The organism is Neisseria sp. P0001.S007, from assembly GCF_051963655.1.
In the GTDB taxonomy this organism is placed as follows: Bacteria; Pseudomonadota; Gammaproteobacteria; order Burkholderiales; family Neisseriaceae; genus Neisseria; species Neisseria subflava_A.
Genome location: NZ_JBQCUB010000001.1, coordinates 286,866 through 310,597, shown reverse-complemented (window position 1 = coordinate 310,597; position 23,732 = coordinate 286,866). Strand labels below are relative to the sequence as shown.

At 48.6% G+C, this 23,732-nt stretch carries 36 protein-coding genes; 24 read left to right on the top strand and 12 right to left on the bottom strand.

Annotated features, from left to right (window positions below; all coding sequences use genetic code 11):
• Positions 1–34 precede the first annotated feature (34 nt).
• From ACTHRE_RS01550 to ACTHRE_RS01535, 4 genes are all read right to left on the bottom strand, one after another.
• Positions 35–457: a hypothetical protein gene (locus ACTHRE_RS01550; protein ID WP_377072892.1), complete on the bottom strand. Its 423-nt coding sequence runs from the start codon at positions 455–457 to the stop codon at positions 35–37.
• Positions 454–885: a helix-turn-helix domain-containing protein gene (locus ACTHRE_RS01545; protein WP_188211661.1), complete on the bottom strand. Its 432-nt coding sequence runs from the start codon at positions 883–885 to the stop codon at positions 454–456. Before ACTHRE_RS01545 ends, ACTHRE_RS01550 begins: the two co-directional genes overlap by 4 nt.
• A gap of 1 nt (position 886) precedes the next feature.
• Positions 887–1,261, bottom strand: coding sequence for a hypothetical protein (locus tag ACTHRE_RS01540; protein WP_377072894.1), 375 nt, complete (start codon positions 1,259–1,261; stop codon positions 887–889).
• A gap of 123 nt (positions 1,262–1,384) precedes the next feature.
• Complete coding sequence (locus ACTHRE_RS01535; RefSeq protein ID WP_107792098.1) at positions 1,385–2,053, bottom strand: S24 family peptidase; 669 nt, start codon at positions 2,051–2,053, stop codon at positions 1,385–1,387.
• A gap of 111 nt (positions 2,054–2,164) precedes the next feature.
• On the opposite strand from ACTHRE_RS01535, the gene ACTHRE_RS01530 reads away from it, so the two are divergent.
• From ACTHRE_RS01530 to ACTHRE_RS01500, 7 genes are all read left to right on the top strand, one after another.
• Positions 2,165–2,359: a transcriptional regulator gene (locus tag ACTHRE_RS01530; protein ID WP_063075557.1), complete on the top strand. Its 195-nt coding sequence runs from the start codon at positions 2,165–2,167 to the stop codon at positions 2,357–2,359.
• Positions 2,360–2,419: 60 nt separating this feature from the next.
• Complete coding sequence (locus ACTHRE_RS01525; protein WP_377072896.1) at positions 2,420–2,848, top strand: hypothetical protein; 429 nt, start codon at positions 2,420–2,422, stop codon at positions 2,846–2,848.
• Positions 2,849–2,966: 118 nt separating this feature from the next.
• Complete coding sequence (locus tag ACTHRE_RS01520) at positions 2,967–3,266, top strand: hypothetical protein (protein WP_063075555.1); 300 nt, start codon at positions 2,967–2,969, stop codon at positions 3,264–3,266.
• A complete protein-coding gene (locus ACTHRE_RS01515; RefSeq protein WP_222571212.1) occupies positions 3,244–3,546 on the top strand; it encodes an ogr/Delta-like zinc finger family protein in 303 nt (100 codons plus the stop codon). The genes ACTHRE_RS01520 and ACTHRE_RS01515 overlap by 23 nt, the downstream gene beginning before the upstream one ends.
• 12 nt (positions 3,547–3,558) lie before the next feature.
• Positions 3,559–4,026: a hypothetical protein gene (locus ACTHRE_RS01510; RefSeq protein WP_377072899.1), complete on the top strand. Its 468-nt coding sequence runs from the start codon at positions 3,559–3,561 to the stop codon at positions 4,024–4,026.
• Between the two features lie 23 nt (positions 4,027–4,049).
• Positions 4,050–4,244: a hypothetical protein gene (locus ACTHRE_RS01505; protein WP_063075552.1), complete on the top strand. Its 195-nt coding sequence runs from the start codon at positions 4,050–4,052 to the stop codon at positions 4,242–4,244.
• The gene (locus ACTHRE_RS01500; RefSeq protein WP_283127782.1) at positions 4,241–4,375 is read left to right on the top strand and encodes a hypothetical protein; all 135 of its coding nucleotides are present in this window, start codon (positions 4,241–4,243) and stop codon (positions 4,373–4,375) included. The genes ACTHRE_RS01505 and ACTHRE_RS01500 overlap by 4 nt, the downstream gene beginning before the upstream one ends.
• A gap of 160 nt (positions 4,376–4,535) precedes the next feature.
• On the opposite strand, the gene ACTHRE_RS01495 is transcribed toward ACTHRE_RS01500, so the two are convergent.
• Positions 4,536–5,027: a hypothetical protein gene (locus tag ACTHRE_RS01495; protein ID WP_377072901.1), complete on the bottom strand. Its 492-nt coding sequence runs from the start codon at positions 5,025–5,027 to the stop codon at positions 4,536–4,538.
• Positions 5,028–5,149: 122 nt separating this feature from the next.
• On the opposite strand from ACTHRE_RS01495, the gene ACTHRE_RS01490 reads away from it, so the two are divergent.
• Positions 5,150–7,504, top strand: coding sequence for a replication endonuclease (locus ACTHRE_RS01490; RefSeq protein ID WP_377072903.1), 2,355 nt, complete (start codon positions 5,150–5,152; stop codon positions 7,502–7,504).
• Positions 7,505–7,550: 46 nt separating this feature from the next.
• On the top strand, positions 7,551–7,742 hold the full coding sequence (locus ACTHRE_RS01485; protein ID WP_063075550.1) for a hypothetical protein: 192 nt from the start codon (positions 7,551–7,553) through the stop codon (positions 7,740–7,742).
• A 35-nt stretch (positions 7,743–7,777) separates the two neighbouring features.
• On the opposite strand, the gene ACTHRE_RS01480 is transcribed toward ACTHRE_RS01485, so the two are convergent.
• Together ACTHRE_RS01480 and ACTHRE_RS01475 are read right to left on the bottom strand one after the other, a co-directional pair.
• The gene (locus tag ACTHRE_RS01480; RefSeq protein ID WP_440344765.1) at positions 7,778–8,800 is read right to left on the bottom strand and encodes a phage portal protein; all 1,023 of its coding nucleotides are present in this window, start codon (positions 8,798–8,800) and stop codon (positions 7,778–7,780) included.
• Positions 8,801–8,809: 9 nt separating this feature from the next.
• Positions 8,810–10,717 carry a terminase large subunit domain-containing protein gene (locus ACTHRE_RS01475; RefSeq protein WP_231900125.1) on the bottom strand — a complete coding sequence of 636 codons (1,908 nt, stop codon included), beginning with the start codon at positions 10,715–10,717 and terminating at the stop codon, positions 8,810–8,812.
• Positions 10,718–10,790: 73 nt separating this feature from the next.
• On the opposite strand from ACTHRE_RS01475, the gene ACTHRE_RS01470 reads away from it, so the two are divergent.
• The 13 genes from ACTHRE_RS01470 to ACTHRE_RS01410 all read left to right on the top strand — a co-directional run bounded on the left by ACTHRE_RS01470 (position 10,791) and on the right by ACTHRE_RS01410 (position 17,358).
• A complete protein-coding gene (locus tag ACTHRE_RS01470) occupies positions 10,791–11,588 on the top strand; it encodes a GPO family capsid scaffolding protein (RefSeq protein WP_063075548.1) in 798 nt (265 codons plus the stop codon).
• Positions 11,589–11,601: 13 nt separating this feature from the next.
• Complete coding sequence (locus tag ACTHRE_RS01465; RefSeq protein ID WP_063075547.1) at positions 11,602–12,609, top strand: phage major capsid protein, P2 family; 1,008 nt, start codon at positions 11,602–11,604, stop codon at positions 12,607–12,609.
• Positions 12,610–12,656: 47 nt separating this feature from the next.
• The gene (gpM, locus tag ACTHRE_RS01460) at positions 12,657–13,316 is read left to right on the top strand and encodes a phage terminase small subunit (RefSeq protein ID WP_063075546.1); all 660 of its coding nucleotides are present in this window, start codon (positions 12,657–12,659) and stop codon (positions 13,314–13,316) included.
• 140 nt (positions 13,317–13,456) lie between these two features.
• Positions 13,457–13,942 carry a head completion/stabilization protein gene (locus ACTHRE_RS01455; protein WP_063075545.1) on the top strand — a complete coding sequence of 162 codons (486 nt, stop codon included), beginning with the start codon at positions 13,457–13,459 and terminating at the stop codon, positions 13,940–13,942.
• On the top strand, positions 13,942–14,157 hold the full coding sequence (locus tag ACTHRE_RS01450) for a tail protein X (protein ID WP_063075544.1): 216 nt from the start codon (positions 13,942–13,944) through the stop codon (positions 14,155–14,157). Before ACTHRE_RS01455 ends, ACTHRE_RS01450 begins: the two co-directional genes overlap by 1 nt.
• A 7-nt stretch (positions 14,158–14,164) precedes the next feature.
• Positions 14,165–14,527, top strand: a complete 363-nt coding sequence (locus ACTHRE_RS01445) for a putative holin (RefSeq protein WP_063075543.1) — start codon at positions 14,165–14,167, stop codon at positions 14,525–14,527.
• Positions 14,524–14,862 (top strand): phage holin family protein, encoded by a 339-nt coding sequence (locus tag ACTHRE_RS01440; RefSeq protein WP_107792047.1) that lies wholly within the window; start codon positions 14,524–14,526, stop codon positions 14,860–14,862. The genes ACTHRE_RS01445 and ACTHRE_RS01440 overlap by 4 nt, the downstream gene beginning before the upstream one ends.
• Positions 14,863–14,888: 26 nt before the next feature.
• A complete protein-coding gene (locus ACTHRE_RS01435) occupies positions 14,889–15,428 on the top strand; it encodes a TIGR02594 family protein (RefSeq protein WP_063075542.1) in 540 nt (179 codons plus the stop codon).
• Positions 15,429–15,442: 14 nt separating this feature from the next.
• Positions 15,443–15,757: a hypothetical protein gene (locus tag ACTHRE_RS01430; RefSeq protein WP_063075541.1), complete on the top strand. Its 315-nt coding sequence runs from the start codon at positions 15,443–15,445 to the stop codon at positions 15,755–15,757.
• 52 nt (positions 15,758–15,809) lie between these two features.
• Entirely contained in the window at positions 15,810–16,058 is a 249-nt protein-coding gene (gene lysC / locus ACTHRE_RS01425; protein ID WP_063075540.1) for an Rz1-like lysis system protein LysC, read from the top strand.
• Positions 16,051–16,269 carry a TraR/DksA C4-type zinc finger protein gene (locus ACTHRE_RS01420; protein WP_063075539.1) on the top strand — a complete coding sequence of 73 codons (219 nt, stop codon included), beginning with the start codon at positions 16,051–16,053 and terminating at the stop codon, positions 16,267–16,269. The genes lysC and ACTHRE_RS01420 overlap by 8 nt, the downstream gene beginning before the upstream one ends.
• A gap of 13 nt (positions 16,270–16,282) precedes the next feature.
• Positions 16,283–16,696, top strand: a complete 414-nt coding sequence (locus ACTHRE_RS01415) for a phage tail protein (RefSeq protein WP_107792048.1) — start codon at positions 16,283–16,285, stop codon at positions 16,694–16,696.
• Positions 16,697–16,746: 50 nt separating this feature from the next.
• Positions 16,747–17,358: a phage virion morphogenesis protein gene (locus ACTHRE_RS01410; protein ID WP_377072910.1), complete on the top strand. Its 612-nt coding sequence runs from the start codon at positions 16,747–16,749 to the stop codon at positions 17,356–17,358.
• A gap of 576 nt (positions 17,359–17,934) precedes the next feature.
• Here the strand turns inward: ACTHRE_RS01410 and ACTHRE_RS01405 are convergent.
• The 5 genes from ACTHRE_RS01405 to dnaQ form a co-directional block, all read right to left on the bottom strand.
• Positions 17,935–18,672 carry a thermonuclease family protein gene (locus ACTHRE_RS01405; protein WP_377072911.1) on the bottom strand — a complete coding sequence of 246 codons (738 nt, stop codon included), beginning with the start codon at positions 18,670–18,672 and terminating at the stop codon, positions 17,935–17,937.
• A gap of 73 nt (positions 18,673–18,745) precedes the next feature.
• The gene (gene rpiA / locus ACTHRE_RS01400; protein ID WP_003679072.1) at positions 18,746–19,417 is read right to left on the bottom strand and encodes a ribose-5-phosphate isomerase RpiA; all 672 of its coding nucleotides are present in this window, start codon (positions 19,415–19,417) and stop codon (positions 18,746–18,748) included.
• Between the two features lie 43 nt (positions 19,418–19,460).
• A complete protein-coding gene (gene ispF, locus ACTHRE_RS01395; RefSeq protein WP_377072913.1) occupies positions 19,461–19,940 on the bottom strand; it encodes a 2-C-methyl-D-erythritol 2,4-cyclodiphosphate synthase in 480 nt (159 codons plus the stop codon).
• Positions 19,941–19,972: 32 nt separating this feature from the next.
• Positions 19,973–20,659 carry a 2-C-methyl-D-erythritol 4-phosphate cytidylyltransferase gene (gene ispD / locus ACTHRE_RS01390; RefSeq protein WP_377072915.1) on the bottom strand — a complete coding sequence of 229 codons (687 nt, stop codon included), beginning with the start codon at positions 20,657–20,659 and terminating at the stop codon, positions 19,973–19,975.
• Complete coding sequence (gene dnaQ, locus ACTHRE_RS01385) at positions 20,656–21,393, bottom strand: DNA polymerase III subunit epsilon (RefSeq protein ID WP_377073261.1); 738 nt, start codon at positions 21,391–21,393, stop codon at positions 20,656–20,658. Before dnaQ ends, ispD begins: the two co-directional genes overlap by 4 nt.
• 341 nt (positions 21,394–21,734) lie before the next feature.
• Here dnaQ and ACTHRE_RS01380 point away from each other — a divergent pair, with 341 nt between their 5' ends.
• Positions 21,735–22,211 carry a hypothetical protein gene (locus ACTHRE_RS01380; protein WP_003683363.1) on the top strand — a complete coding sequence of 159 codons (477 nt, stop codon included), beginning with the start codon at positions 21,735–21,737 and terminating at the stop codon, positions 22,209–22,211.
• 143 nt (positions 22,212–22,354) lie between these two features.
• Positions 22,355–23,038 (top strand): 16S rRNA pseudouridine(516) synthase, encoded by a 684-nt coding sequence (locus tag ACTHRE_RS01375; protein ID WP_377072917.1) that lies wholly within the window; start codon positions 22,355–22,357, stop codon positions 23,036–23,038.
• Positions 23,039–23,732 lie beyond the last annotated feature (694 nt).

Here is a 23,732-nt window from a genome sequence, read left to right as displayed (position 1 = left end):
TTTCAGACGACCTTTTGTTATTTTAGGAATGAAACTATAAATTGACCTCGAAAGCCGCCAAAGGATAGCGGGTGCGGATACCGAACTGATTCAGGATAGTGCTGATTTTGAAACGGACGGCTTGTTCGGTAAAGTCGAGCAAAATCCGCATTTTTTCCGGATTGCTTCCCATTTCAATCAAATCCACAAGGGGATCGGAAATCACATCAAAAGCCGCCAGGTAAGACATATTAATATCAATTAAAGGTCGTCTGACTTCATCATATTTGAGCAGATATTGATAGACCGCCAAGCATCTGACTTCGATGGCCGGTGCATTGACTGCCACCCTGAAGCCGTCCGCCTGAAGTTCAAGGCGTTCTTCAATATCAAAAGCTGGCGCATCAGGGACAGAACGCAAACCGTCAGCATCAATTTTCAGATTCAGCGGCGTGATGTCGGTTAGAACGATTTTCATACACCCTCCGCTTCTAAAGAGACTGAAATTTCCCTAAACTCACCGAATTTGGGTAAATCATTGACACCATCTAGGACAGTATTAAAAAGCACTCTTGTTTCACGGTAACTGATAAACTCTTTTTTGATAGCGGCAGGTGTAGCGGAACAATGCGGATCAAGTTCAAGGATCAGAGAAAAGCGCATATCCATAGCCGTCGCAAAATCCGCGATAGTGTTCAATTCGAGATTTTTTTCAGACATTGACAGCGTTTTAGATACGGCGGCGGGAGAAATACCCAGCTTTTCCGCAATATCTTTCTGTCTGATTCCTTTGCTTTCCATGGCTTCGCGCAGCTGGTCAACAGCTTGGATATTCAAGTCGGTACGGTTATGTTTTTTGCGGAAGTCGAAACGTCCGAGCAATTTATTGAGTATCGGCATATTCATATCAAAAGCCTCCATTACGATTGTAAGAATCCATAATCAAGCGCATTTTATGATGGTCTTCACGGGTAAGTTTTTGAGTGTTTTTCTTGATGAAATGGCTGATGACCATATTGTTTCCGTCATGCCAAAAATAAGCCCGCAGGCTTTCGGGTCGGGCGGTTTTGACTGCCCAGAAAGGGAGTCCTTCACAGTTGAGCTCGAATGGCTCTATCAGCTTTTCACCATCGCAATAACGGATGATGCGAACCCAAAGCTCTTCCGAGTCTTCATCGCAAATACGCTCCGGCAGGTTTTCCCCGTCGAATCCGATTTGTTCGACAGCTTCGTCAGACAGGACGCAGCCGTACACCGAACCCTTATAAATCAATTCCGCCATAATAGTTAACTTTTAAGTTAATTACAATTGTTTTTACCATTACCAAATAATAAATATCCAAAAAAACCAACGGCCGCACCTTCCAAAACTTACCGTGAATTGAGCCGATTCACAAAATTCAAATCAAAATCCCGACAAATGCCATGCGCCGCGGACTTTGCCGCAGATGGTTAATTTTTCCAGTCCATCGCCTTCGATGGTTTCCGTTCTGTATAACGGGTTGTCGCTGATGACCAGCAGGCCGCCGCCAACGGAGGCTTGCAGGCGTTTGGCTTTTAGGCCGTCTGCGAAGGACAGGAGGTAAATGCCCTCTCCTTCGAATGAGTGGACGGAGGTATCGACGAAGAGTACGTCGCCGTCCTCGATGGTGCCTTGCATGGAATCGCCGCGTGCCGTGATGACTTGGATACGGGATAGGTTGCCGCCGAGTTTTTCGCGCGCCCATGCTTTATCGACATGGACGAAATCGACCACCTCCACTGCTTCGTTGTTGATGTAGCCGTCTCCAAGCGCGGCAACCACGTCCAACCGCTCAAAACGTATGCGGTCGTCAGCGAGGCTGTCTGAATCTTCAGACAGTACTTTTGTTTGGGAGACTTCCTGATAAGGCAAAGGGAATCCTGAAATTTTAGATATTTTTACCATCGTTTCAAAAGTTGGCTTGTTTCGTCCTTTTTCTATTGCATTAACGCTGGCTTTAGTTGAGAAGCCAAGCTCAAGTGCAAAGTCCTCTTGAGTCATCCCAGCTGCTTTTCTTGCCTCAGTAGCCCATTTTGCCAAATCGTAAGTCATAAAATTCTCCATGTTTTCAGCATTGTAAATTTTAAATAGACAAAAAACGGCTACTAAAAGTTTACTTTTCAGGTTATTTAAAATATACTTTCTCAAAATTAAGGAGATGTTATGAATTACCTAGAAAAAGCAATCAAAGCTGCTGGCGGTCAAGCAGCATTAGCCGAAAAACTTGGAAAAAAACGTTCCACTGTAAATAGTTGGGTAAAGGGTCGCAATAAAATGCCAGCTGAAATTGCAGTTGAAATTGAGAAGCTTGGGTATGGAGTTCGGCGGGAAGATTTAAGACCAGACGTATTTTTATAATTTACTTTTGAAAGACTGAATAATTTCAGACGGCATCAACCCCAACCAAGGAGTAGAAAAATGAAAGAACAAGAAATTCAGGCTGTTTTAAGAGCGCAAGCTCATATCGATTCAAGAAAAAGAGCCATGATTAGCATGGCTTTGGGAAAAATGAAAGAAGTGCTTAAAAAAAGCGGCGTTGTTATTCATCAAAGCGTATGGGAAGAATTTTGCTGTCAAGGTCGTGAAATGCTGCTTCAGCAAGGCTTCGATGGAGATCAGTCGGGCCGTGTTGCCACAATCGCTGAAGTTCTTGATAAAAATCCGCAGTACCTCCGGGGACGTTTTCAAGCAGCTTCAGGGCAACATCAAGCGCAATCATCGCTGCGGCTTTTTGATAAAGCTGGAAATAAAGCTCGCCATCGTCGTGGATTTCTTCGATTCCGTCCACTTCTTCAACGTAAAGGTGGTCAAGGACGGATTGAACTTGAGGAAGTAGGTAGTCGTTAAGCTCCATTTTAATTACTCCGTTTATGGTTACTGGAAATGACATTGTAACGGGGTTATGACAAAGCGGATAGACGTTTGACCCGCCGGACAGTCGGCATCAACCCAAAAAGGAAACGTCATGTGTCAAAACTGTATTCACAAAATCGAAGGCAGACTGTCTCTCAAACAACACGTCCACGCCGAACCCTGCCCCAAAACAAGCGCGCCGGAAGAACTAGCCACTGCCGCCGTCGAGGTCAAATTTTTCGGCGAAGAGCTTGACCTGATGGAATCGGCGGCCTGCGCGGCGAATAAGTCATTGAGCGAATTTGCCGCCGAAGCTGCCTTGGAATATGCGGAAATGTATCTGCGTGCCTTTGAAGACGCATCGGCAGACCTGAAACGGAGAAATGAAAATGGCGCAGCGCAACATCAGTAAGGCGGAACACGGAAATATGCGGGTACAGATTACCTGCCCTTGCTGCGGCAGCCGCTGCAAGGTAACGGCGAGTCGGAAGATGACAGACCGCCTCCGTTATAGCTCGATTCAATGCCTGAATGCTTCGTGCGGCTGGTCGGGCGTGGCATCGACGGAAGTCATCAAAACCATTTCCCCGCCCAGCCCGCTGCATCAAAACCCCGCCTTGGTGCCGCCGCAGATGACGGCAGACGAAATCATCGAACAACACGGCGGCAGCAGTCAGAAAAATTTGTTGTAAAGGGAAAGAAAAATGAACAGCGAAATCGTCCCGACGTGGAAGTCGGCACCGCAGCGGGTTCGCTTTTTTAGAACCAAAGCCCAAGCCCGCGCCATGTGGAATATCGGCAAAAAGCTGGCAAGCAGTAAAACCGAAAACGCAAAAATCATGAACGGCTTGGAGCGCGACGCGCTCTTGGAACGAAATACAGGCCGTCAGCCGTTGGCGGCTTACAACGATGCGGAAGTCGTCAGAAGTTGGCTGGTTACGCCGGAGCAAAGCAAGGCTCTGGAAGACAGCCAGAAGTTGATAAAGGAAATCGCCCGACTGGGCAATATGCTGAATCAGCAAAACGTAGTGTACAGCTTGGGCTTGCCGGTTCTCCAGCTTTCCGAAGCCGCCCGACAGCTTGAAGGCATAGACGAAAAAATAGCCCGCGCGGTATATGCCGGCAGAAAAATGAAAGTAAACCCAGTTTCAGACGACCTTAAGGCTGCCTGAACCCGACCAAACAAGGAAACATCATGAAAATCAAAATCCGCTACATCATCCTCGCCCTAATGCTCGCCGCATCTTATTTTATGCTTGGTTCGACCCACGGAAACATTGCGGAACAGCCGCAAACGCTGCCTGCAACTGACCCGGTCTGCGTTTACGAATCGCCGACATTCGACCACATGGGCGGAGACGCTGAAATCCCGCATGAGGTGGGGCAATGAGTATCTTCGCAGTCATCGGCATTGTTTTTATCGCCGCGCTCGGCGTTTGGCTCTATGTGGACTACAAAATCGAGCAGAAAAAGCTGGACGCGGAAATCGAAGAAAGAATTCAGGACTATTTTAAGCATTGAGATGAAACCATGCCGATATATGAAACAGACCAGTACATATGGTGCGATACCGGTAATCGACTGATGGTATCCGAGCCTGAAGTTTCAGACCGAATGATCGAAGAATTTGATATTGAGTTGGGCGAAGTCGGAAGCATCCGATTTCGCCACCTGGCAACGATTAGAGGCCGCCGGATATATCAAGCAGTTTCACTAAATCCGCGCCCTTGTCCAAAGCGAACTCAATCAATCGGGACGATAACCGCTTTAACCCCTCCTCCGGCAGAGAGCGAATAATTTTAAGCAGAGTTTCTTTTTGACCGGTCGGAATGTCTGCCTTGCCTATTTTCAGGGCGACCAGTTCCCGCAGGGTTTCCGCATCCAGCCTGACCGTAACTACCCCTAAAACCGCAGAAAGACCGCCGTCTTCGGCAAGGAAATCAAAAGCCTTTTCGGTCGGTTTCACATAATCGATGGAATACGCCCCGCCTAAAAAGCGGGTAAGTTTGAAGTTGACCAGTCCGTGCATTTCCAAATACATCAGATTGCCGTCTGTTTCATCCTCGCCGTATTCAGCGCGTAAGGTATGAAGGAAATTCGGTGGAGGGTCTTGGGGGAAGCATTCTGTCAGGACAGACAATATTTTTCTTTGAAGTTCGCGATTGAGCTTCATTTCATTTCTCCGGGAAGGTTGTTTAGGAGCTTCCATTCTAACGGAGCAAAGACAAAGCGGACAGACGCTTGACTACTCGGACAGACGGGTATTTCAGACGACATTTTCACATAGGACAAATCATGGGCATATCAATTCACACAGCAAATGCAAAGGCAGCGCAGCAAGACTACGCCGCCAAAGCCTTTTTGCTGATTCCGCCTGTGTTGCGTGAAGGATTTGAAAGCCTGAAACCTGCAGAGGCATCAAAAGCGCGTTCGTTCTTTACTGATTTGGTCGTCCGTCAGTTGGACGGCGGCATTCAGCCCGCCGCTGCGCGTGTTCGCGCCGAAGACAGTCTGAAAACCCTGCTCGACAATCTGACCATTCTACCGCCTGCCGTCCGTTCGGTAGGTTTGGATGCTTCGGACGACGACATCCGCGGTCTTGCTGATAGCGCAGCCAAGGACATCTATTTTAAACAACGTATCGGCTGGAGTCTCGCCGGTCTGATCCACTATGCCGCTTCCGAATACGGCATCGATACCCAAAAAATATTCAAGGACAAAATCCCCGAAGCCATCGAAGCCCGCCTGAAAGCTCCTAAATTCTGGCGTCGCCAGCTTCGTCGCATTTTCGCGCGCGCCGCCGAACGCTACCGTCGAGAGGCTGGCTTTGTATCCCGAAAAACGGGGCTTTATGCCTCTGATGAAGCAGTTTTCCGCCGCTTGTCTCAAAAGCGTCGCAATCTTGCCATGTTGCAAACCATGATTGCCATCAATGAGCTGGGGCAAGAATTCACGCTCGAGGCACTGTCTGAAGTCTCTGTATCTAATCCCGCCCTGCGTCGCGCCGAATTGATGGTGCGTATTCGCGGCTTCGAGGAAATCGCCCGTCTGAAAAACCACGTCGGCGAATTTTTTACGATTACCTGCCCTTCCCGCATGCACCGTATGCACCACTTCGGCAAGCCAAACGAGAAATTCAGCGGCGAAACGCCGACGCAGGCGCAGGAATACTTAAATAAAGTATGGGCGCGTGTCTGTGCGGAATTAGGCCGTCTGAAAATCAAAATCTACGGTTTCCGCGTTGCTGAGCCGCATCATGACGGTACGCCGCACTGGCACGGCCTTGTCTTCATGGAAGAGCAACACCGCCTTACCTTCCGCCGCGTCGTGGCAAAACACGCTTGCCGCGAAAACCGCGAAGAGCTGGGTTTGAAATACTTGGCGACTGCGAAAGAAGCGGACGCGGAAGCCCGCCGAATCCAATCAAAAATCCGTGAAAAACAAAGCAGCGCACCTACGCTCGCCGCCATCCGCGCCGGTCTGAAAACCGAGGCGAAATTCTGGGAATCCAAATATTTTAAATTTTGGAAGCAAAGCCCTGCCTCTGCCCGCGTTGACTTCGAAGCCATCAACTGGGCGCACGGCTCGGCTGCCGGTTATATCGCCAAATATATCGCCAAAAACATCGACGGCAAAAGTCAAAGCGGCGATGGCTTGGGCGTTGACTATGAGTCTGACGCGCTGTTGAGCATGGCGGAAACCGCCGTCCGCGTAGACGCATGGGCAAGTCATCACGGTATCCGCCAGTTCCAGCAAATCGGCGGCTGCCCCGTTACCATTTGGCGCGAGCTGCGCCGAATCAACCCCGACGCTTCAGACGACCTTTTAATGCTTGCCCAACAGGCTGCCGACATGGGCGACTGGATGCGTTTTACCGTCCTTTTGGGCGGCGAGTCCGTATCGCGCAAAAACGTCCGTCTCGGACTATACCGCGAAGAGGCGAAAGAGCCGAACTGCTACGGTGAAATCCCTGCCGACCGCATCATGGGCGTTTACGAAAAAGCCACCGGACGCGTCGAAATTTCGCGCGTCCATTCGTGGGTTTTGAAAAAAAACGGCGGCACCGCCGCCGCTTGGACTTGTGTCAATAACTCTACGAAAATGAAATTCGACCCTGAATCTGCGCAAAATTTAATCAATCGCCCAGCAGCTGCAACCCTGGCCGACCTAGAAAAAACCGAGCCTGTAGAATGGCTTATTTGGAAACACGGATTTTCGGTGCAAACCGCCGTTGATTTAGTTCAGACAGGTTTAAGTCCTGAATTGGCGAAAGAATATAAAAAAGACATGCTCGATTTAGACAATATCGAAGAGCTGAGATACATGAGCCGTGAAACCCGCGAAAAAATCGAAAAAGCGGCGAAAGATAATGCCTTCCATAGCGAATCAGCCAGCAAAAAACAAAGAAACTACCGCGAATACATCCGCAGTATTGAAAAACTACGCCGTCCGCTCGTCAGCGGACTGACTCCGCAAGAACCTATTTTTGACTTCGCCGCCATCAAGGCCGCAAACGAAGCCAATATCCGCGCCAAAACCGTCCGCTACACCAAGCCGCAGTACGACACCGTTGAAAGCGCCATCGAATCTGCCCGCGCCGCCATTAAAGCGTCGCAGGCGATGAATGACAAATTGATTAACCGAAACTGAATGACAAATTGATTAACCGAAACTGACCAACAGGAAAGGAACAAAAATGGGTGAATACATCACGTTGGATGAAGTGAAAAAACTATGGACAATACCGGGCAAAAAGCCGCCGTCCACGACAACCATTTGGGCGCGCCGCCGGGCGGGGCTGATACCGCAGCCGAAGCTGCTAGGGCGGGACAACCTCTATAAGAAGGATGATGTTATCAGAATGAGGGATGAGTACTTCGCCAAATAAAAAAGGCCGTCTGAAAAGTTTCAGACGGCCTTATCCTATTTCTCCACCTTGGCCGTTGCCAAAGTGTACGGCTTAAATTTAAAAACCTCCGCGCCGAATGCGTCGTTTGCTTCGAGAAACGCCGCCTGTATCGGCTCGATTTCATTCGCGGCGAATACTTCCGCCGCCGTCCGGGCATCACCCAAGCCGCCCGCCGCCGTCGGGACGACCCCCATCAATGAAGGAGGCATGCGGTGTATTGTCAGCATATCTTGAGAGGTTACTCCTTTAATATTTAAAAATTCATCCTTGGCGGCGACCTCTGAAATCGGAATCAATTTGATACCTTCAGGTTTACCGTCAGGCGAGCGCAAAAAGACATTGCGGAAATTGCCTTCGCGTTGCGCTTTTTTAAATTGGTCCTTGAGATTATTCCAGTCATCGTTATTCATATTGTTGTCGGTTGCGTACACGATAAAGCCTGCATGGCTGCCGTTGTCGTAGTAGCGCCGTCTGAATGTCGTGGCCGAGTGGTTAAGCTCTGCCGAACTTAAACCCGCTAAATAATCGGGGATGCCGTAAATCTCCTGCACCAAATCCGGTTGCATCAAATGAATAATATCTGATTTCGGGATAAAGTCCGAAGTCTCGAAAACATGGTCGCGCAGGTAGAAATAGCCGTCTTTGTCGTATTTTTTCGAAGAGCGGCGCATATAGACGGACAGTCGGTTTTTAAATCCCAAGACCTTGCCGAATCGGTTGCGCTCCGCCGCCAGATAGCCGTTGCCGGTGACTAGGAAATTAAATGCCAGCTTTTTAAATTCGGCGCGGCTCAAAAGCTTGGTTGGTTCGAATGTGGAAGTTAGGACGTTCAGTTTGCAATGTAGCGCAGACGAATGATGTACACCTACTCGGAGTAAACCAATCAAGTCCTCCTGATTGACGGGCAGTTCATAATAATGGCCGTTGTCGGTACACTCCCACGCCGCACCGAGCCAAGACAAACGCTCGTCGTAGCCCCAACTGAAAATCTCTAAATCTGTACGTGGTTCATTGCCTGTCGAATTTAAATCAGACATAAAAATCCTTTAACTATCAATCTCAAATCGTCCGCTGACAACATTGTCCAACGGCTCTTGATAAAACAACATCATCGCTGCCCAAGCCAAGTCGCCATGACTGGCAGCTTGGCTGCGCGTCGATTCGTAAGTGATGTTCCGTCCGCTGGCGGTAATTGCGCGTCGGACGGACATAAACGCCATCTGCAAATCAATTTTGCCCGCGTCCCACTCGATACGTTTGTTTTTGAGCAGGTTCTGCGTTTTTAAAACCATCATCCCTTTAATGTCGGGCGTGTAAGTCATGCCGATGGCGGGCGGGTAGAATTTTTTAACAAGGTCGTACACCGCCGCGCCGATACCGTTTGCGTCGATGACGATTTTGGTAACGTTGAATTTCTCCGTCATGCCGCGAATGATTTGGGCCTGTGATTCGAAATCCGCCCCGTTAATCATGTGTGTTTCTAAAATTCGGAATGGTTCGCCGTTGCGTTGCGGCGGGACGGCGACCACCAAGCCGGACGCGTCGCCGGTATAGCTCGGGTCGTAGCCTATCCATACGGGGATATTCCCCGCCGGACGCATCATGTCAGGTTTGTACCAAGTCCAATCCCACGATTCGACACCGCAGGCTTGCAGGTCGGCAAAGTGAAACACGCCCTCGCCGTCCGGGACGAATTGACACTCAAAGAGCTGTGCGAACTTGTCGGGCGAGTTGCGCTGGCGCAGATAATCAATATCGAAGAGGTTGCAGCCCGACTCCTGCGCATCATGAATCGTAACGATTTGCCGCCATTGCGCGTCGGCATCCTGACGACCGTTTTTTAAAGCGGCATGACTCAAATCGAGCTTGATATGCTCGCTTCGAGGGCGGCCTTCGTTAAACATCGCGCCCGACCAAAAACCATAAGCGGGGTGGCCTTCGGATGACGGCGTGGAGAAATAGGTCGTCTTCAGGTGCTTTTGACTCGCCATCGGCTCGGCCAGTGTTTGCAACCGCTCGAAATCGGGAATCCAGAAGTATTCGTCGACGTACAAGTTACCGTTGCGACCTTGTGCCGTCCGTGAATTGGTGCCTAAAAAATGCAGTTCCGCGCCATTGTGCAAAGAAATCACATCCCCGCCTTTAAGCTCGACATCGACCATCTTGCAGAGGTTGAGGATGTATTGCTTGAACTGATAGGCCTGTGCGCGGGACGCAGACAGGAAAATGGAGTTGATGCCCGTTTTTAGGCTGGTTAGGAAGGCTTCGCGGGCAAAATAGAAAGTCGCGCCGATTTGGCGGCTTTTTAAGATATTTCGAAAACGGTGCGTCCGATAAATCTCGCCCCAATACCGCTGATAATCGAAACACTGCTCTTCAAAAATCTCAACCATGCGCTGCTGCTGCTCGGGTGCGATATAGTTTTTCGGCGGTTTTTCGACGGAGCGGGTGCGGCTGCGTTCGGTGCGCTCGGTACGTTCACGCGGTGGGCGATCTATGGTCGGCACGCTGTCAAAAGGCGGCTTGTCTGCGCCGTCAAATCGGTTGTTTTTCGGCGTTTCCGATTTTTCAGACGGCCTTTTGCCTTCGCCGCCCATTAATGCGGAAAGTTGGCGCATTTCTTTGTAAACGCCGTCTGATTTGTTCGGCAGGTTGACGAGTTGGATCAGGCGCGCTTCAATAGATGAGGCAACACGCTGCATCGGTGTTCCGCCATCCCAGTTTTCCCGTTGCTTCCAAGAATGTACCGTGGCGGGCTTCAGTCCCAAATGCCGCCCGATGGCGGTAATTTTCCATCCCTGCCAGTAAAGAGACCGCGCAACAAGGCGCGGGTCGATATTTTGGGCAATTTCAATATTCTGACGTTTTTCCATGTCTTCAAAAAATAGCGGCAATACCCGATTTTCGGGCAAAAATGCCAATCCTACCCGTGCCGCATGACTTGAAAAACCCACCTAAAACCCCTGTCGCTTGCCGTCTTTTCCGTAAATGCCAAAATAAAACGGACAAACACCCGAGCGCATACGCATGAATAAATCCGCCAAAAATTCCACCGAAAAATTCAGCGACCGATGGTTCTGCATCGGCAAATCCGGTGCAACTGCCGACGGTCGAACGATCGAATCAGCCGACCTCATCGCCGCCGCAGAAGCTTACGACCCACAAATCTACGGCGCACGCATCAACCTTGAGCATTACCGCCCATATTCTCCCAAAAACGACTATTCAGGCCTGGGGGACGTCCTCGAGCTGAAAGCAGAGACTTCAGACGGTATTACCCGCCTTTACGCTCGCATCGACCCTACTGAAAAAATGTTGGGCTACATCAAAGAGCGCGAAAAAGTCTATACATCCATGGAAATCATGAAGCCATTCGCCGACACCGGCAAAGCTTATCTGGTCGGCCTTGCGATGACGGACAGCCCTGCATCTCTTGGTACGACTATGCTCAAGTTCCGTCAGCTCAATCCGGAAGACACCAACTACACCGCCGCCTACACCGAAATGGAAAGCCTGCCAATGACCCAACCTGCCAACCAACCCCAACACGAGAAAAAAGGCTTTTTTGCCGCCCTCCACGACAAAATGTTCAATAAGAAATCAGATCCCGCCCCTGTCGAAACAGAAAAAAACGACTACACCCAAGCCTTTGCCGACCTGAACAAAGAATTGGAGCAGTCTGCCCAAATTACCCAAAAACTCGCCGATGACTACACTGCCCTGCGCAAAGAATTCGATGCCTTTAAGGCCGCTATTGAATCCGCTCCGATCAATCAGGCAGAGCCGCATACCGGCGCGAATACAACCCCTGCTTCCGAATTTTAAGAAAAGGTAAGCCATGCACCCGTATATCCAGCAATATATCAACGCCGTCGCCAAAGCCAACGGTACAACTGCCGAAGGCGTATCCCGCCATTTCAGTGTAACGCCCGCCGTTTCTCAAAAAATGCGCGAAGCCGTCCGCCTGGAGTCAACATTCCTGCAAAAAATCAACATCATCAGCAAAACCGAAATTGCCGGCTCAATCATTGGTTTATCAACAGGTCTGAATGCCTCGCGAACTGATACTAAAAACGGCGACGGTACTGTACGCCGTCAGCCCAAGCCATATCACAACCTGACTGACCGCCAATATTTGTGTAAAAAAGTAAATTTTGACACTCAAGTCAGCTACGACGATATGGACTCTTGGAGCAGTCAACCTGAATACGTCAAGTTGATCAATAACCAGCTCATCAAATCCAAAGCTTTGAGCCTGATTGCCATCGGTTTCAACGGTACGTCTGCCGCCGCTACATCCGACTTTGCGGCAAATCCTCTCTTGCAGGACGTACAAACCGGCTGGTTGCAGCATATGCGTACCAATGCAGCATCCAACGTCATGGGCAGCGCAACCAATGCCGTCGAAATCGGCGAAGGTAAATCCTATACCTCTCTCGACCATTTGGTTACGGACGTTGCCGAAAGCTTGATTGACGAAGAGTTCCACGACATGCCGGGCATGACCGTTATCTGCAATCAATCTTTGCTGTCTGAAAAATACTTTGCCGTTATCAAAGAAGCAGGCAACAAGGCAAGTGAGCTGCGTCCTGCCGACATCATCATGTCTGAAAAACGCTTGGGCGGTCTGCCGGTCGTAACTGCACCGTATTTCCCCAAAAATACGATTTTGGTTACTCCGCTGAAAAACCTGTCCATCTACTTCCACAAAGGCGGCCATCGCCGCAAGCTGGCGGACGAACCTGAATTCGACCGCATCGCCGACTACCAGTCAGAAAATATCTGCTATGTCGTCGAAGAGTACGGCGCAGCAGCTTTGGTCGAAAACATCAAAATCGTGAAGTAGAAAAAAAGGCCGTCTGAAATTTCAGACGGCCTGATGAAAGGGATCCAATGACTCCAGCCCAGGCACACAAACAACAGGTTTTAGCAGAGAAGGCAGCAAAAAACGGCGAAAACATCCATGTCGCCGAACCCTACCGCCGACTGTTGGCAAGCCTTAACACCGATCGCGCCTTCCTACACCAAATTAAATCCGTATCCGACAAAATCCAAGCCAAAAAAGGAATGGTAGAAAAATATCTTCCATGGCTGGAAGACGTCTATCTCTCCGGTTCGGCCGCTGAAACCGATCCAGTCTTCACTACCGCCCTGCTTTGGTTGATTGACATTGGCGAGCTTGACCAAGCCGTGCCATACATCCTATTTGCCATCGAGCATGACATGAAAGTCAAAGATGACTACCGTCGTGATCTGCCCGACCTCTTAATTGAAGAGCTGGCTGAACAGTATGGATACGGTGCTGACTTGAGTAAAGCCAACCATACTGATCTGCTCACACTCATCAGCACCGTCAACCCAGACACGGGTATGCATACCTTAAATCTGACAGACATCATCCGCGCCAAGTTCTACAAAGCCTCTGGAGAACGTGCGGAAGAAGCCGAAGACCTCGAAAGTGCGGCGAGTTACTACGAAAACGCACTGAAGTATTCTGAAAAAATCGGTGTCAAATCCCGCCTTGCAGCCATCAAAAAACAGCTTAAAGGCTGACCTAGCTCCCCTCGCCGGGCGCAAGCCTGCGGCAAGTCCTCCAGAAATATCATGGACGGCCTTAGCATGCAAAGCCTCTGCGCCTCCTTTCCAAAGCCCGCCTAAATATCGGGCAGGCTTCTTCCGTAAGGAAATGAATCATGACTATTGTTTTCGCCGACACCCCAGATCAAGGGCGGCAAGCATTAGACCAATCTGAAGTTCGCAGTATTCCTTTTTTCCCAATCATCGACCTTGCCAACTTTCGCGAAGTAATGAGGATTGAAGCGAACATTTCAAGCAGCCGTGTTTACCATGCCGTCCTCGAAGCCGTCGCACACGTCAACGGCCAGCTTAAGAAATACCGCATTGCCGCCGTACAGGTTGGCAGAGGCACTCTTGCCGAAACAGGCGATTCAGACGACGTCATTAATGGCGAATCGGTTAAAGCCATCCATTACCGCCGCGCCGTCTATTGCTATGCCAAATCACTTCTGCTGGAAAAATACGCAGATACAGAACCATCGGGAAAAGCGGGCGAGCGTGCCGAAATGAAACAACATCAAGCCGAAGACTTCCGCCGTGAAGCACACTATGCCACCGCGGCAGTCATGGGCGAGCGCCGCTGCGATTCGGAATTAATTTGATGGAATACACGACCCGTGAAGGCGATACCGTCGCCAATATCGCTTGGAACCATTACGGGACGTCCGCAGGCTACACCGAACAAATCCTGACCGCCCCTGAAAATTACGGCTTATCGAAATATCCTGCCCTCCTACCTGCCGGTTTGACTATCCGACTGCCTCAAGCCAACCACGAAGAAGCACAACAAAAATCCACCCTGAATCTATGGGACTGAAAACGTCATGACCCAAGACAAAACTACCACTGCTGTCAACGCCGCCGTAATTATCATCGGCAGCTACCACGTCCACGCCTCCGTAGCCTTCGGTGCACTCATAGGCGCATCGCTGTTCGTATTAAGCCAAAAGGCAGAGCGACCGATTAATAAGGCATGGCTTTTTGCTGTGTCTTTCATCGGCGGCATTTTCGGTTACGACGGCGCAGAAGGCCTAATCAACTGGCTGCTGCCGGGTGAAACACTGACCATCAATAGCTTTACCGCCGCTGCCATTTTTTCTGCCGGACTGGTTTTAGGTTTACAGCGTGTCATGCGCCTGATTGAAAAAGGCCGTCTGAAAACCCTGGAAGAGGAAAAAGAATCATGAATACAGTCCAATCTGCTGCCGTCATTGCCCTGTCCCTGACCGCGGCCATTCGTATCATCCTTTTTGACACCCGCGGGAAAACACATAAGCCGTTAAGTGCGGCAATCGCCTATTTATCTATCGTATGGTTTTGCAGTCTCGCCCTGGCCGCTGCCTTTTCCATTAAATCACTGACTATATGGTTGCTTATCTTCGGACTGGCCCTGCACACGGGCGCAGTGCTATGGAGTGGCGGCAATATCAGCAAAATCCACCCAAAGAAAACACGACCAAGCACAGAAAATCAAGGTTTTTTGAACCGCGTATCAAAAAAAATACCGCAAGAAAATATTTAAACACACGAATAAAAAAGGAAGAAAGCATGACTGAATTGCCCTGGATGGCAGAAGCCCGCCGACACGTCGGATTGAAAGAAATCGTCGGCGCGAAACATAACCCGATTATCCAATCTTGGCTCAAAGAAATGGGAAACTTTCCCAATGCGGCAAAAGCATGGTATGCGGACGATGAGACACCATGGTGCGGCCTATTTGTTGGTTACTGCCTCGGTAAAAGCGGCCGCGGCGTTATCAAAGATTGGTATCGCGCCAAGGCATGGGCGGAGGCTGGTCTGACTAAGCTGGCTAAACCCGCCTATGGCTGTATCGCCGTGAAATCCCGCAAAGGTGGCGGCCATGTGTTTTTCGTCGGTGGCAAAAACGCTAAAGGGCAAATTATGGGATGGGGCGGTAATCAGGGCAATGCCGTATCAATCGTGCCGTTTAACGGTGCAGACATTGATGGCTACTATTGGCCGTCTAAATTGGTTGATGGTAAGCCGGTTAAATCGTACCCATCCGCAGAACGTTACAACCTGCCTATTGTTACCGGCACTGCGGCAGCAGGCGTAAGCGAAGCCTGAAACGGAGGAATCATATGAAAACAGCTATTGTTGTTGCCGTATCTTATATCCTGACCGTCGCCGTCCTCGGATATAGCTTGATGCACATGCGCAAAAGCAATAAGGCACTGACACAAACAGTCGCCGCGCAGGAAGACGCCATCAAATCAAAAGACGCAACAGTCAAGATTTATAAAGCCCGCGCCCAAAGCTTGCAGGCGCAGGTAGACCAAATGATGAAGGTGCAGGCTGAAAAAAACAGCCAAGTCGAAGCAGCACTGACTAAGCATCATGAATGGTCGTCTGAAAAACTGCCCGAAGATGTAGCCCAAACCATCAATAAAAAATAACAGCGGGGCGCATGATCGCGCCCTTTTAAACATCAAACTATGAAAGATAAAAATGAAACGTCTCTCCGTTCTCGTTGCCGCCGTTGCCCTTGCTGCCTGCGCCCATAATCCGCCGGTATCCGTACAGGCTGCCGAGTCATGCCCGCCGGTGCCGAAATGTGAAGCCTACCCGCCTGAAGAGATTGCAACCAATGCGGACATGGTTCGCGCATTGATTGCCTATCGCTCGGCTTTTGAGCAGTGCCGCCTCTATCGGGACGCTTTGTCAGCCTGCCTAAAAGGGGACGGACACCATGACTGACATCATCGACCAAGCCTGCGACTTAGAGCAAAAAATGCGCGAATACTGGTTATTACGCCACAAAGAACAAGAATCCGCCGCGCCATCCGCCCAAGAGTGCGAAGAGTGCGGCGAAATCATCCCCGAAGCCCGCCGAGAAGCCGTGCCGGGGTGCCGTTTATGTATAGACTGCCAGCGCGAAGAAGAGCAACGGTGGAAATTCAAAAGATAAGAGGCCGTCTAAAATGGAAAAGCCAAAAAGCCTGCGTCTTGCTATCCAGGAAACACTGCTGGAATTTAAAGCTGCACCTGACCGTCTTCGTATGATAGTTTTGTCCGGACAGATTATTCCGAAACGCAATACATTGAGTTATGAAGCGAAGTACACGCTTAATATTTTTGTTCAGGAGTTCCATCGCGATCCTGCGTATCTCTTTTTGATTGTGAATAAGTGGCTGCAAGAAAATCAGCCGGATATTTTGTGCCCGGGCGCAGACGCATCATCAAGAGCCTTTGTTTTCGAGGCAGAGCCGATAGAGTCGGATGTCTGGGATGTAATGATCGAATTAAAATTGACAGAAACAGTCATTGCCGGTTTGGATGAAAACGGCTTAGTCTCCTACAAAACAAAATCCGAGCCGCCGCGCCCCGTTTTTTAAACAGATAAAGGACGCATAATGCGTCCTTTGCTTCAAGTGCAAGAGGAAATATGGAAGAACTGGAAGCACTCGTTGCCCAAATCGAACATTTAGCGCTAAAGATTCAGCCGTCTGCCCGTGCCAAACTTATGCGCAATATCGCGACGGAGCTACGCCGCCGCAACCGAAACCGCATTAAAGCCAATATCGAGCCTGACGGAAATCCGATGGCAAAACGCCAAGGCGACCGTTTTGCTTTCCGACGCCTACGGGATGGAGAGGAACTACACCGCCGCCCGTTTCGTTTTTTTGGAGAGAAATACGGAGATAGCTACACCGGCCGTATTGCATATAGTCGCACAGAAAACGGGAATGAATTGGTACGGTTCGAGGGCGAACGCAGGCTTTTGGGATTTCGGCGCGAATATTTGTACCTGAAAACGCCAACAATATCCCGTATGGTAATGTTCCGCCGTATCGGTGCCGCACGCTGGCTGCGTCAAAAAGCAGACGCGAATCATGCAAAAATCGGATGGTTTGGAGGTAAAGCCGCGCAAATTGCAACAGAACACGAAGACGGTAGTACGGCAAAAAACCTGCCATCCCGCCTGCTATTGGGCTTACCGAAAGAAGACTTGGAGTACATTACAGACCAAATACTAAACGCCATAAAAATGGAGTAAAAAAGGCCGTCTGATTTATTTCGGACGGCTTTATTATTATATTTTACAAGTAGCGCATAAATCAGCATAAAAATGTTAAATCTTGCATAAAAACGCATAAAAAACCAGTGTTCGAAAATCGCCGAAAACCCTATGAAATATCAGGATTGCAGTAGGGGCCGCCGCTGCATAAAAAAACACACCCCCACAGAGTCCCCGCGGAGGGAGGGGGAGCGCGCGCCACCTGCTGTCAGTGTAGAACAGAGAGACCTTCCTAAATTCAGTAAGGCTGGTTTAATCCATATCGTGGGAAATAAGATTTTATATGTTACCTTATGTGTTACTTATACTTTTCAAAAAAATAATCATCAATAAATCATATAGGTATGATTAAATTTCAATCCCTTCCTCTCTGCCAGATACTAAAGACACCAGCTAACGGTGTCTTTTTTCATATCCGCCCTTCTTAAAAATATTACACCACACTTTTATTTCTATTACCCTCTAATCAGAAACCTGCCACTCATTCTTATCTTATACTAAACCTTAATGATTAAAGGCCGTCTGAAAGTTTTCAGATGGCCTCTTTCTTAAAATCTACCAAATCCCGAACCATTGTTTATCAGACTGCTTTTTATCACCGTTCTGCTGCTCATGATTTTGACGGCGAAATTGCCAAGGCTCTTGCGGATTGTCTTTTTTCCATAAGCCTTTACGCTTTTCCTTGGCTTGTTTTTGCGCGGCCGAATAGTCGGTGTAGGCGGTTTTACTTTGTTGTTTTTTGGCATAACTTTCATAATGCCATGCGGCGCCATCCCTTATCTGCATCAAATTCAGGTCAATCGTGCCGACTGATACTTGGGCGACTTCGCGCTGATAGCGGTCGCTTTCAAACACGCGCACTTTAGCTTTTTTACTCAATGCGGCATCAATCAGATTGTCTCGTGATTGCGTACCATAGGCTTGATTGATTTCCGGTGCATCAATATAAGCCATACGGATTTTGTGTTTCCGGCTGTCGCTATCGATAATATGCACGGTATCGCCATCATGGATTTTGATTATTTTTCCGTTGTATGTGTAGGATTGTCGCGATGGCTTTTGTTTTTGTTCCGGTTTGGGTTTAGCTTCGGCTTTGGTATCAGATGTGGCTTTGACGACATTTTCTCCCAGCCATTCATTGACCTTTTCCAAACCGATATTGTCGCCTTGTGCCAATGTTGCAGCAACGCTTACCCCGGTACGAATCAACTCGGTATCGCGTGAGCTGTAACCAAGCGCGCCCAAAACGGATAAAACAACGGGCAACCATTTTATAATTTTACTGATTTGCATATTTTGCCAAATTGAAGGCCGTCTGAAAGACCTGATGCACTTTCAGACGGCCTTTAAGATTGATTAATCTCCATTAATCCTGACAAGGCAGGATGACTTTTGCTCCTTCTGCCGTACCCAAAACCAACACATCGGCGGCATCGCGAGCAAAAATACCGTTTTCGAGTACGCCGGTGATTTTGTTGATTTCGTCTTCCATTTTCAGGGCTTGGTCGATATTGAGGCCGTGAACATCAACGATTTGATTGCCATAGAAAGTAGTATAACCGACACGCAGCTCAGGCTGTCCGCCCATCGCAAGCAGTTTGCGCGACACCAGCGAACGGGCATTTTCAACCACTTCTACCGGCAATGGGAATTTACCCAAACGAGAAACATATTTGCTTTCATCGGCGATACAGACAAATTTATCGGATGCGCTGGCCACGATTTTTTCGTTCAAATGCGCACCGCCGCCGCCTTTAATCATTTGCAGCGCGTGGTTGACTTCGTCTGCGCCGTCAACATAAACCGCCAAACCCATCACTTCATTCAGTGAAACTTCTGGAATCTCGTATTTTGCCAAAAGCTCGCTGGATTTTTTAGAAGTAGACACGGCACCCTTAATTTTCTTACCGCTTTTACCCAAAGCTTCGATAAAGAAGTTGATGGTAGAGCCGGTACCGATACCGATGTATTCGTTTTCAGGAACAAATTCCACCGCTTTTTCGGCGGCAATACGTTTGAGTTCGTCTTGAGTTGCCATGTTGTCAGTCTTTCAGTTTGAATAATAAAGTAATTTTAAGCTCTTAGGCCTTAATCAGCAATACTGCCGCTTGCGCTTCAATGGCTTCCATGCGCCCCAGATAGCCAAGTTTTTCGTTGGTTTTACCCTTGATGTTCACGCAGTTTTCAGGCAGACCCAAATCTGCGGCAATATTGGCGCGCATTGCCGAAATATGTGGCGCAAGTTTTGGCTTTTGCGCAATCACGGTCGTATCGACATTAACCACCTTCCAACCCAATGCCTGCACGCTTTGATAAGCCTCGCGCAACAGCACACGGCTGTCGGCATCTTTGAATTCAGCTGCGGTATCGGGAAAATGGCTGCCGATATCGCCCAAACCGGCCGCCCCCAACAAGGCATCGGTAATCGCATGCAACAGCGCATCGGCATCGGAATGACCCAGCAAGCCTTTTTCAAACGGAATGTTGACGCCGCCGAGTATCAAATCTCGGCCTTCAACCAACTGATGGACATCGTAGCCCTGTCCGACACGGATATTCATGTTTGTTTCCTTAAATAATGGGTTTTGATTGTTCAGACGGCCTTGAGCAACAATCTGACAATGTATTCGTCTTGCGGCAGCGTCAATTTCAAATTGCGCGTATCGCCCTGCACCAAGCGCGGCCGGATACCCAGTTTTTCAACCGCTGATGCTTCATCCGTAATCTCACTTAAATCATCAACCGATAAAGCACGGTCTAACAAGGCCGTCTGAAAAAGCTGCGGCGTTTGCGCCTGCCATAACCCTGCGCGCGCAACAGTTTCATCAATATGATGATTGCCGTCTGAGCGCTTAAGCGTATCGGCCACCGGTATGGCCAAAATACCGCCTTCATCATTCTCGCCTGCCTCATCAAGCAAACGCGTTAACGCTTCGGTAGGCAGGCAACAGCGCGCGGCATCATGAACCAAAATGTTATCTTGCGCCTCGGCCAAACCTTGCTCCAATAAAACGGACACACCATTGCGTACCGTTTCGGCGCGACTTGCTCCACCTACTCGAAAGACGCGTACTTTCTCAGACAGGGCCGTCTGAAAAACCGAATCTTCCGGCGAAAGAATAACAACAATTAAATCTATGCTGGGGTGTTGCTCAAAGATTTCTATGGTATGTTGCAATACGGTTTTACCATTGATTTCAACATATTGTTTTGGCTTTCCTGCGCCAAATCGCGCACCGACACCGGCAGCAGGAATCAAAGCGATATTGCGGCGCATCATGCTGACGCTCCGGCATTGGCCTCATCTGGTGTTTCGGCCTTGCGCCATACACACGCATCGCCCAAATCATCCAAATATTTTTCATGTGCGGCCAGCTCATCCGCATTGGCTTTGATGACTTTCAACTGCGACGTACGTTTGGTTTCAGCAATAACGGTTTGTTTGACTTCGCCCTCTTCTTCCGCTTCACCCCCCATCAGGTCGAACTGCTGACGCGTCATGGCAAGATAGACTTCACCCAAAAGCTCGCAGTCGATTAACGCGCCGTGCAAAACCCGTTTGCTGCGGTCAACGGAAAAACGGTTACACAACGCATCCAAACTCGCCTTTTGCCCCGGGAACATTTCACGCGCCATAGCCAGCGTGTCGGTGACTTTGCAACCCAGTTCCTCGATAGAAGGCAAACCCATGCGGCGGAACTCCATATTCAGGAAGCCGACGTCAAACTTAGCATTATGGATGATCAGCTCTGCGCCACGTATAAAGTCGGCAATCTGTTTACCCACTTGGGCAAACGGCGGCGCATTCTTCGCTTCCAATACTTCAATCGTCAAACCATGCACCTTCGCCGCTTCCTCCGGCATATCGCGCTCGGGGTGGACATATAAATGAAGGTTGGAGTCGGTCATTTGGCGGTTGATCATTTCCAAGCCGGCAAATTCGACCAGACGGTCGCCGTTTTCAGGATAAAGACCCGTGGTCTCCGTATCAAGGATAATCTGACGTTGGCTCATGGTTGGTGGTTTCTGCAATTATCAAAACGCCTTGAATCATACTGAAGGCCGTCTGAAATGTATAGTCAGCAAAACTTTAGCTGCTTTTCAAATGCCCTTTTAACGCTGAATTTGTTCAGACGGCCTTTATTCTTTTTTCATCTATTGGCCAGCTATTACTCCAATTTTGAGTAGAAAACCCAATTTCTACAAAATTTTTTAAATTTAATTTCTTTAATAATGAATACCTTACTTATTATTTAAATAATAGGAACAATTATCATTTGCAAATTTAAAAAATCGCCGTATAATACAACCCATCGAAACAAAACAACCGCACAACAGAATGAAAGGAGAAGAAAATGCCCGAAAGTATTTTTAAGCAAGTCTCCCTCGACATTCTGAGACTGCATCAACAAGCCATCCGCTCTTTGATCGCCACCAAGTGTTGCGACGAATGCGAAGTACATGACGCAGTATTCATTACTTTAGATGGCCGATATTATGTTTGGCTCCCTTGTATGGGCAAATCGCCCCAATCAGAAACCGGCATCCTGCTGATTGAAGATGAAGACGGTAATACGCGCTTAAGCTGGGTTGCCGGTACACGCGAAGTCAAACAAAAAGACAGTCTGTACAACCGCGTTGTGTCCGCCCTGCAAAGAAAAATGCAGCGCACGAAAAACAAGTTTATCCAGTCGGCAAACGCCCGATTGCTTGAACTTACGCCTCAGCAAGGCCGTCTGACGACAAATAGCAAAGATTTCTCGCTTTCACCACATGACTTGATGAAAGCACTTTATCCGGCAACACATCAAATAGGAGAATTTGCCCTGTAACAGTTTTTGGTAGTGGTTTGTGTTCCTTTTGCGCCCCTTAAAATTTTAAAGGGGCGATTTTTTTTGCCCCTACTTTTCAGACGGCCTAAACATCGGTTTTCCAGTACAATAAAGGCCGTCTGAACATTTCCTACTTTTCAACCATGCAACTGCTCAAATACATCCAATCGCAAGGCCTCGGCAGCCGCAAGCAATGCCAATGGCTGATAGACAATGACTGCATTGCCATCAACGGCGAAATCCATAATCATGCCAAAGACGATATTGACCCGTCTCAAGTGCACACCCTGTCTGTTGACGGCGAAGAAATTGCCTCCGTCCCCATGCCCCATTTCTACATTCTGCTTCATAAGCCTGCAGATTACGAGACTTCTCACAAACCCCAGCAATATCCGAGCATCTTCAGCCTTTTTCCCGACCATATGCGCAATATCGATATGCAGGCAGTCGGCCGCTTGGATGCAGACACAACCGGCATTATTCTAATTACCAACGATGGGCAATTTAACCACCGCGTTACCTCGCCCAAACACAAAGTTCCAAAGCTCTACCGCGTCACTTTGAAACATCCTGCCGACGATACCCTTTGCGCTACGCTGAAAAACGGCGTCCTCCTGCATGACGATAATGAAACCGTCGCCGCGGCCGAAGCAGTATTGGCCGACCCAACCACACTGATGATGACCATTACCGAGGGTAAATACCATCAGGTCAAACGCATGGTTGCAGCCGCAGGCAACCGTGTCGAGCAGCTCCACCGTGAAAAATTCGGCGACTGGAATGTCGATGATTTGGCCGCAGGAGAATGGAAATTTATCCAAATCTAAAAAAATTCCAAATTTTTTCGATAATTTTTTAAACAATATGGATTTTTTATATATTTAAAATCAAATATCTAAACCTTATTATTTTTATTTAACAAAATTTAACATTTCAAAGACTGAACTATTGTATAATTCGCCTGTCTGAGTAACACTTGCTTCGAAAGAAGTGAGTAAGTGAGTAAGACGTTTTCCCCGTAATGTGTTTGGCCATCTATACTTTCCCCTTAGTATAGATGGTTTTTTTTATCTAAAATTTGGCAACCAAACGAATGTACTTTCAGACGGCCTTTCTCATCTAAAGAAGCCATCATTACTAAACCTCATCTCCCACTCATTAACTTGCCATTATCCCTTTTCTCTTTCTCGTCTCTTCCGCATCAATCTGTGCCGTTCCAATTTCAGACAAATCGTTTTATAGAAAGAAAAACCATCGGCAACTATCCAAGCTAAGGTTACAGGATGTTATTAGACAACCTTAGATAGATACCATCTTTGTTGCCGGCATATTTGAAAGCACACCTTAGTGCTATCCAATCTCCTCACAACAACCCTTTCCCATATCCCACTTTTCAGACGGCCTTTATCGTTACGGCTCTTTCAATTATTCGTATCGCTTCAGACAAATTCTCTGTTTGCAGGTTTCAATACCAAGCAAACCAGAGAAACCCACTAAAAATTCTTCATTACATAGTTTTTT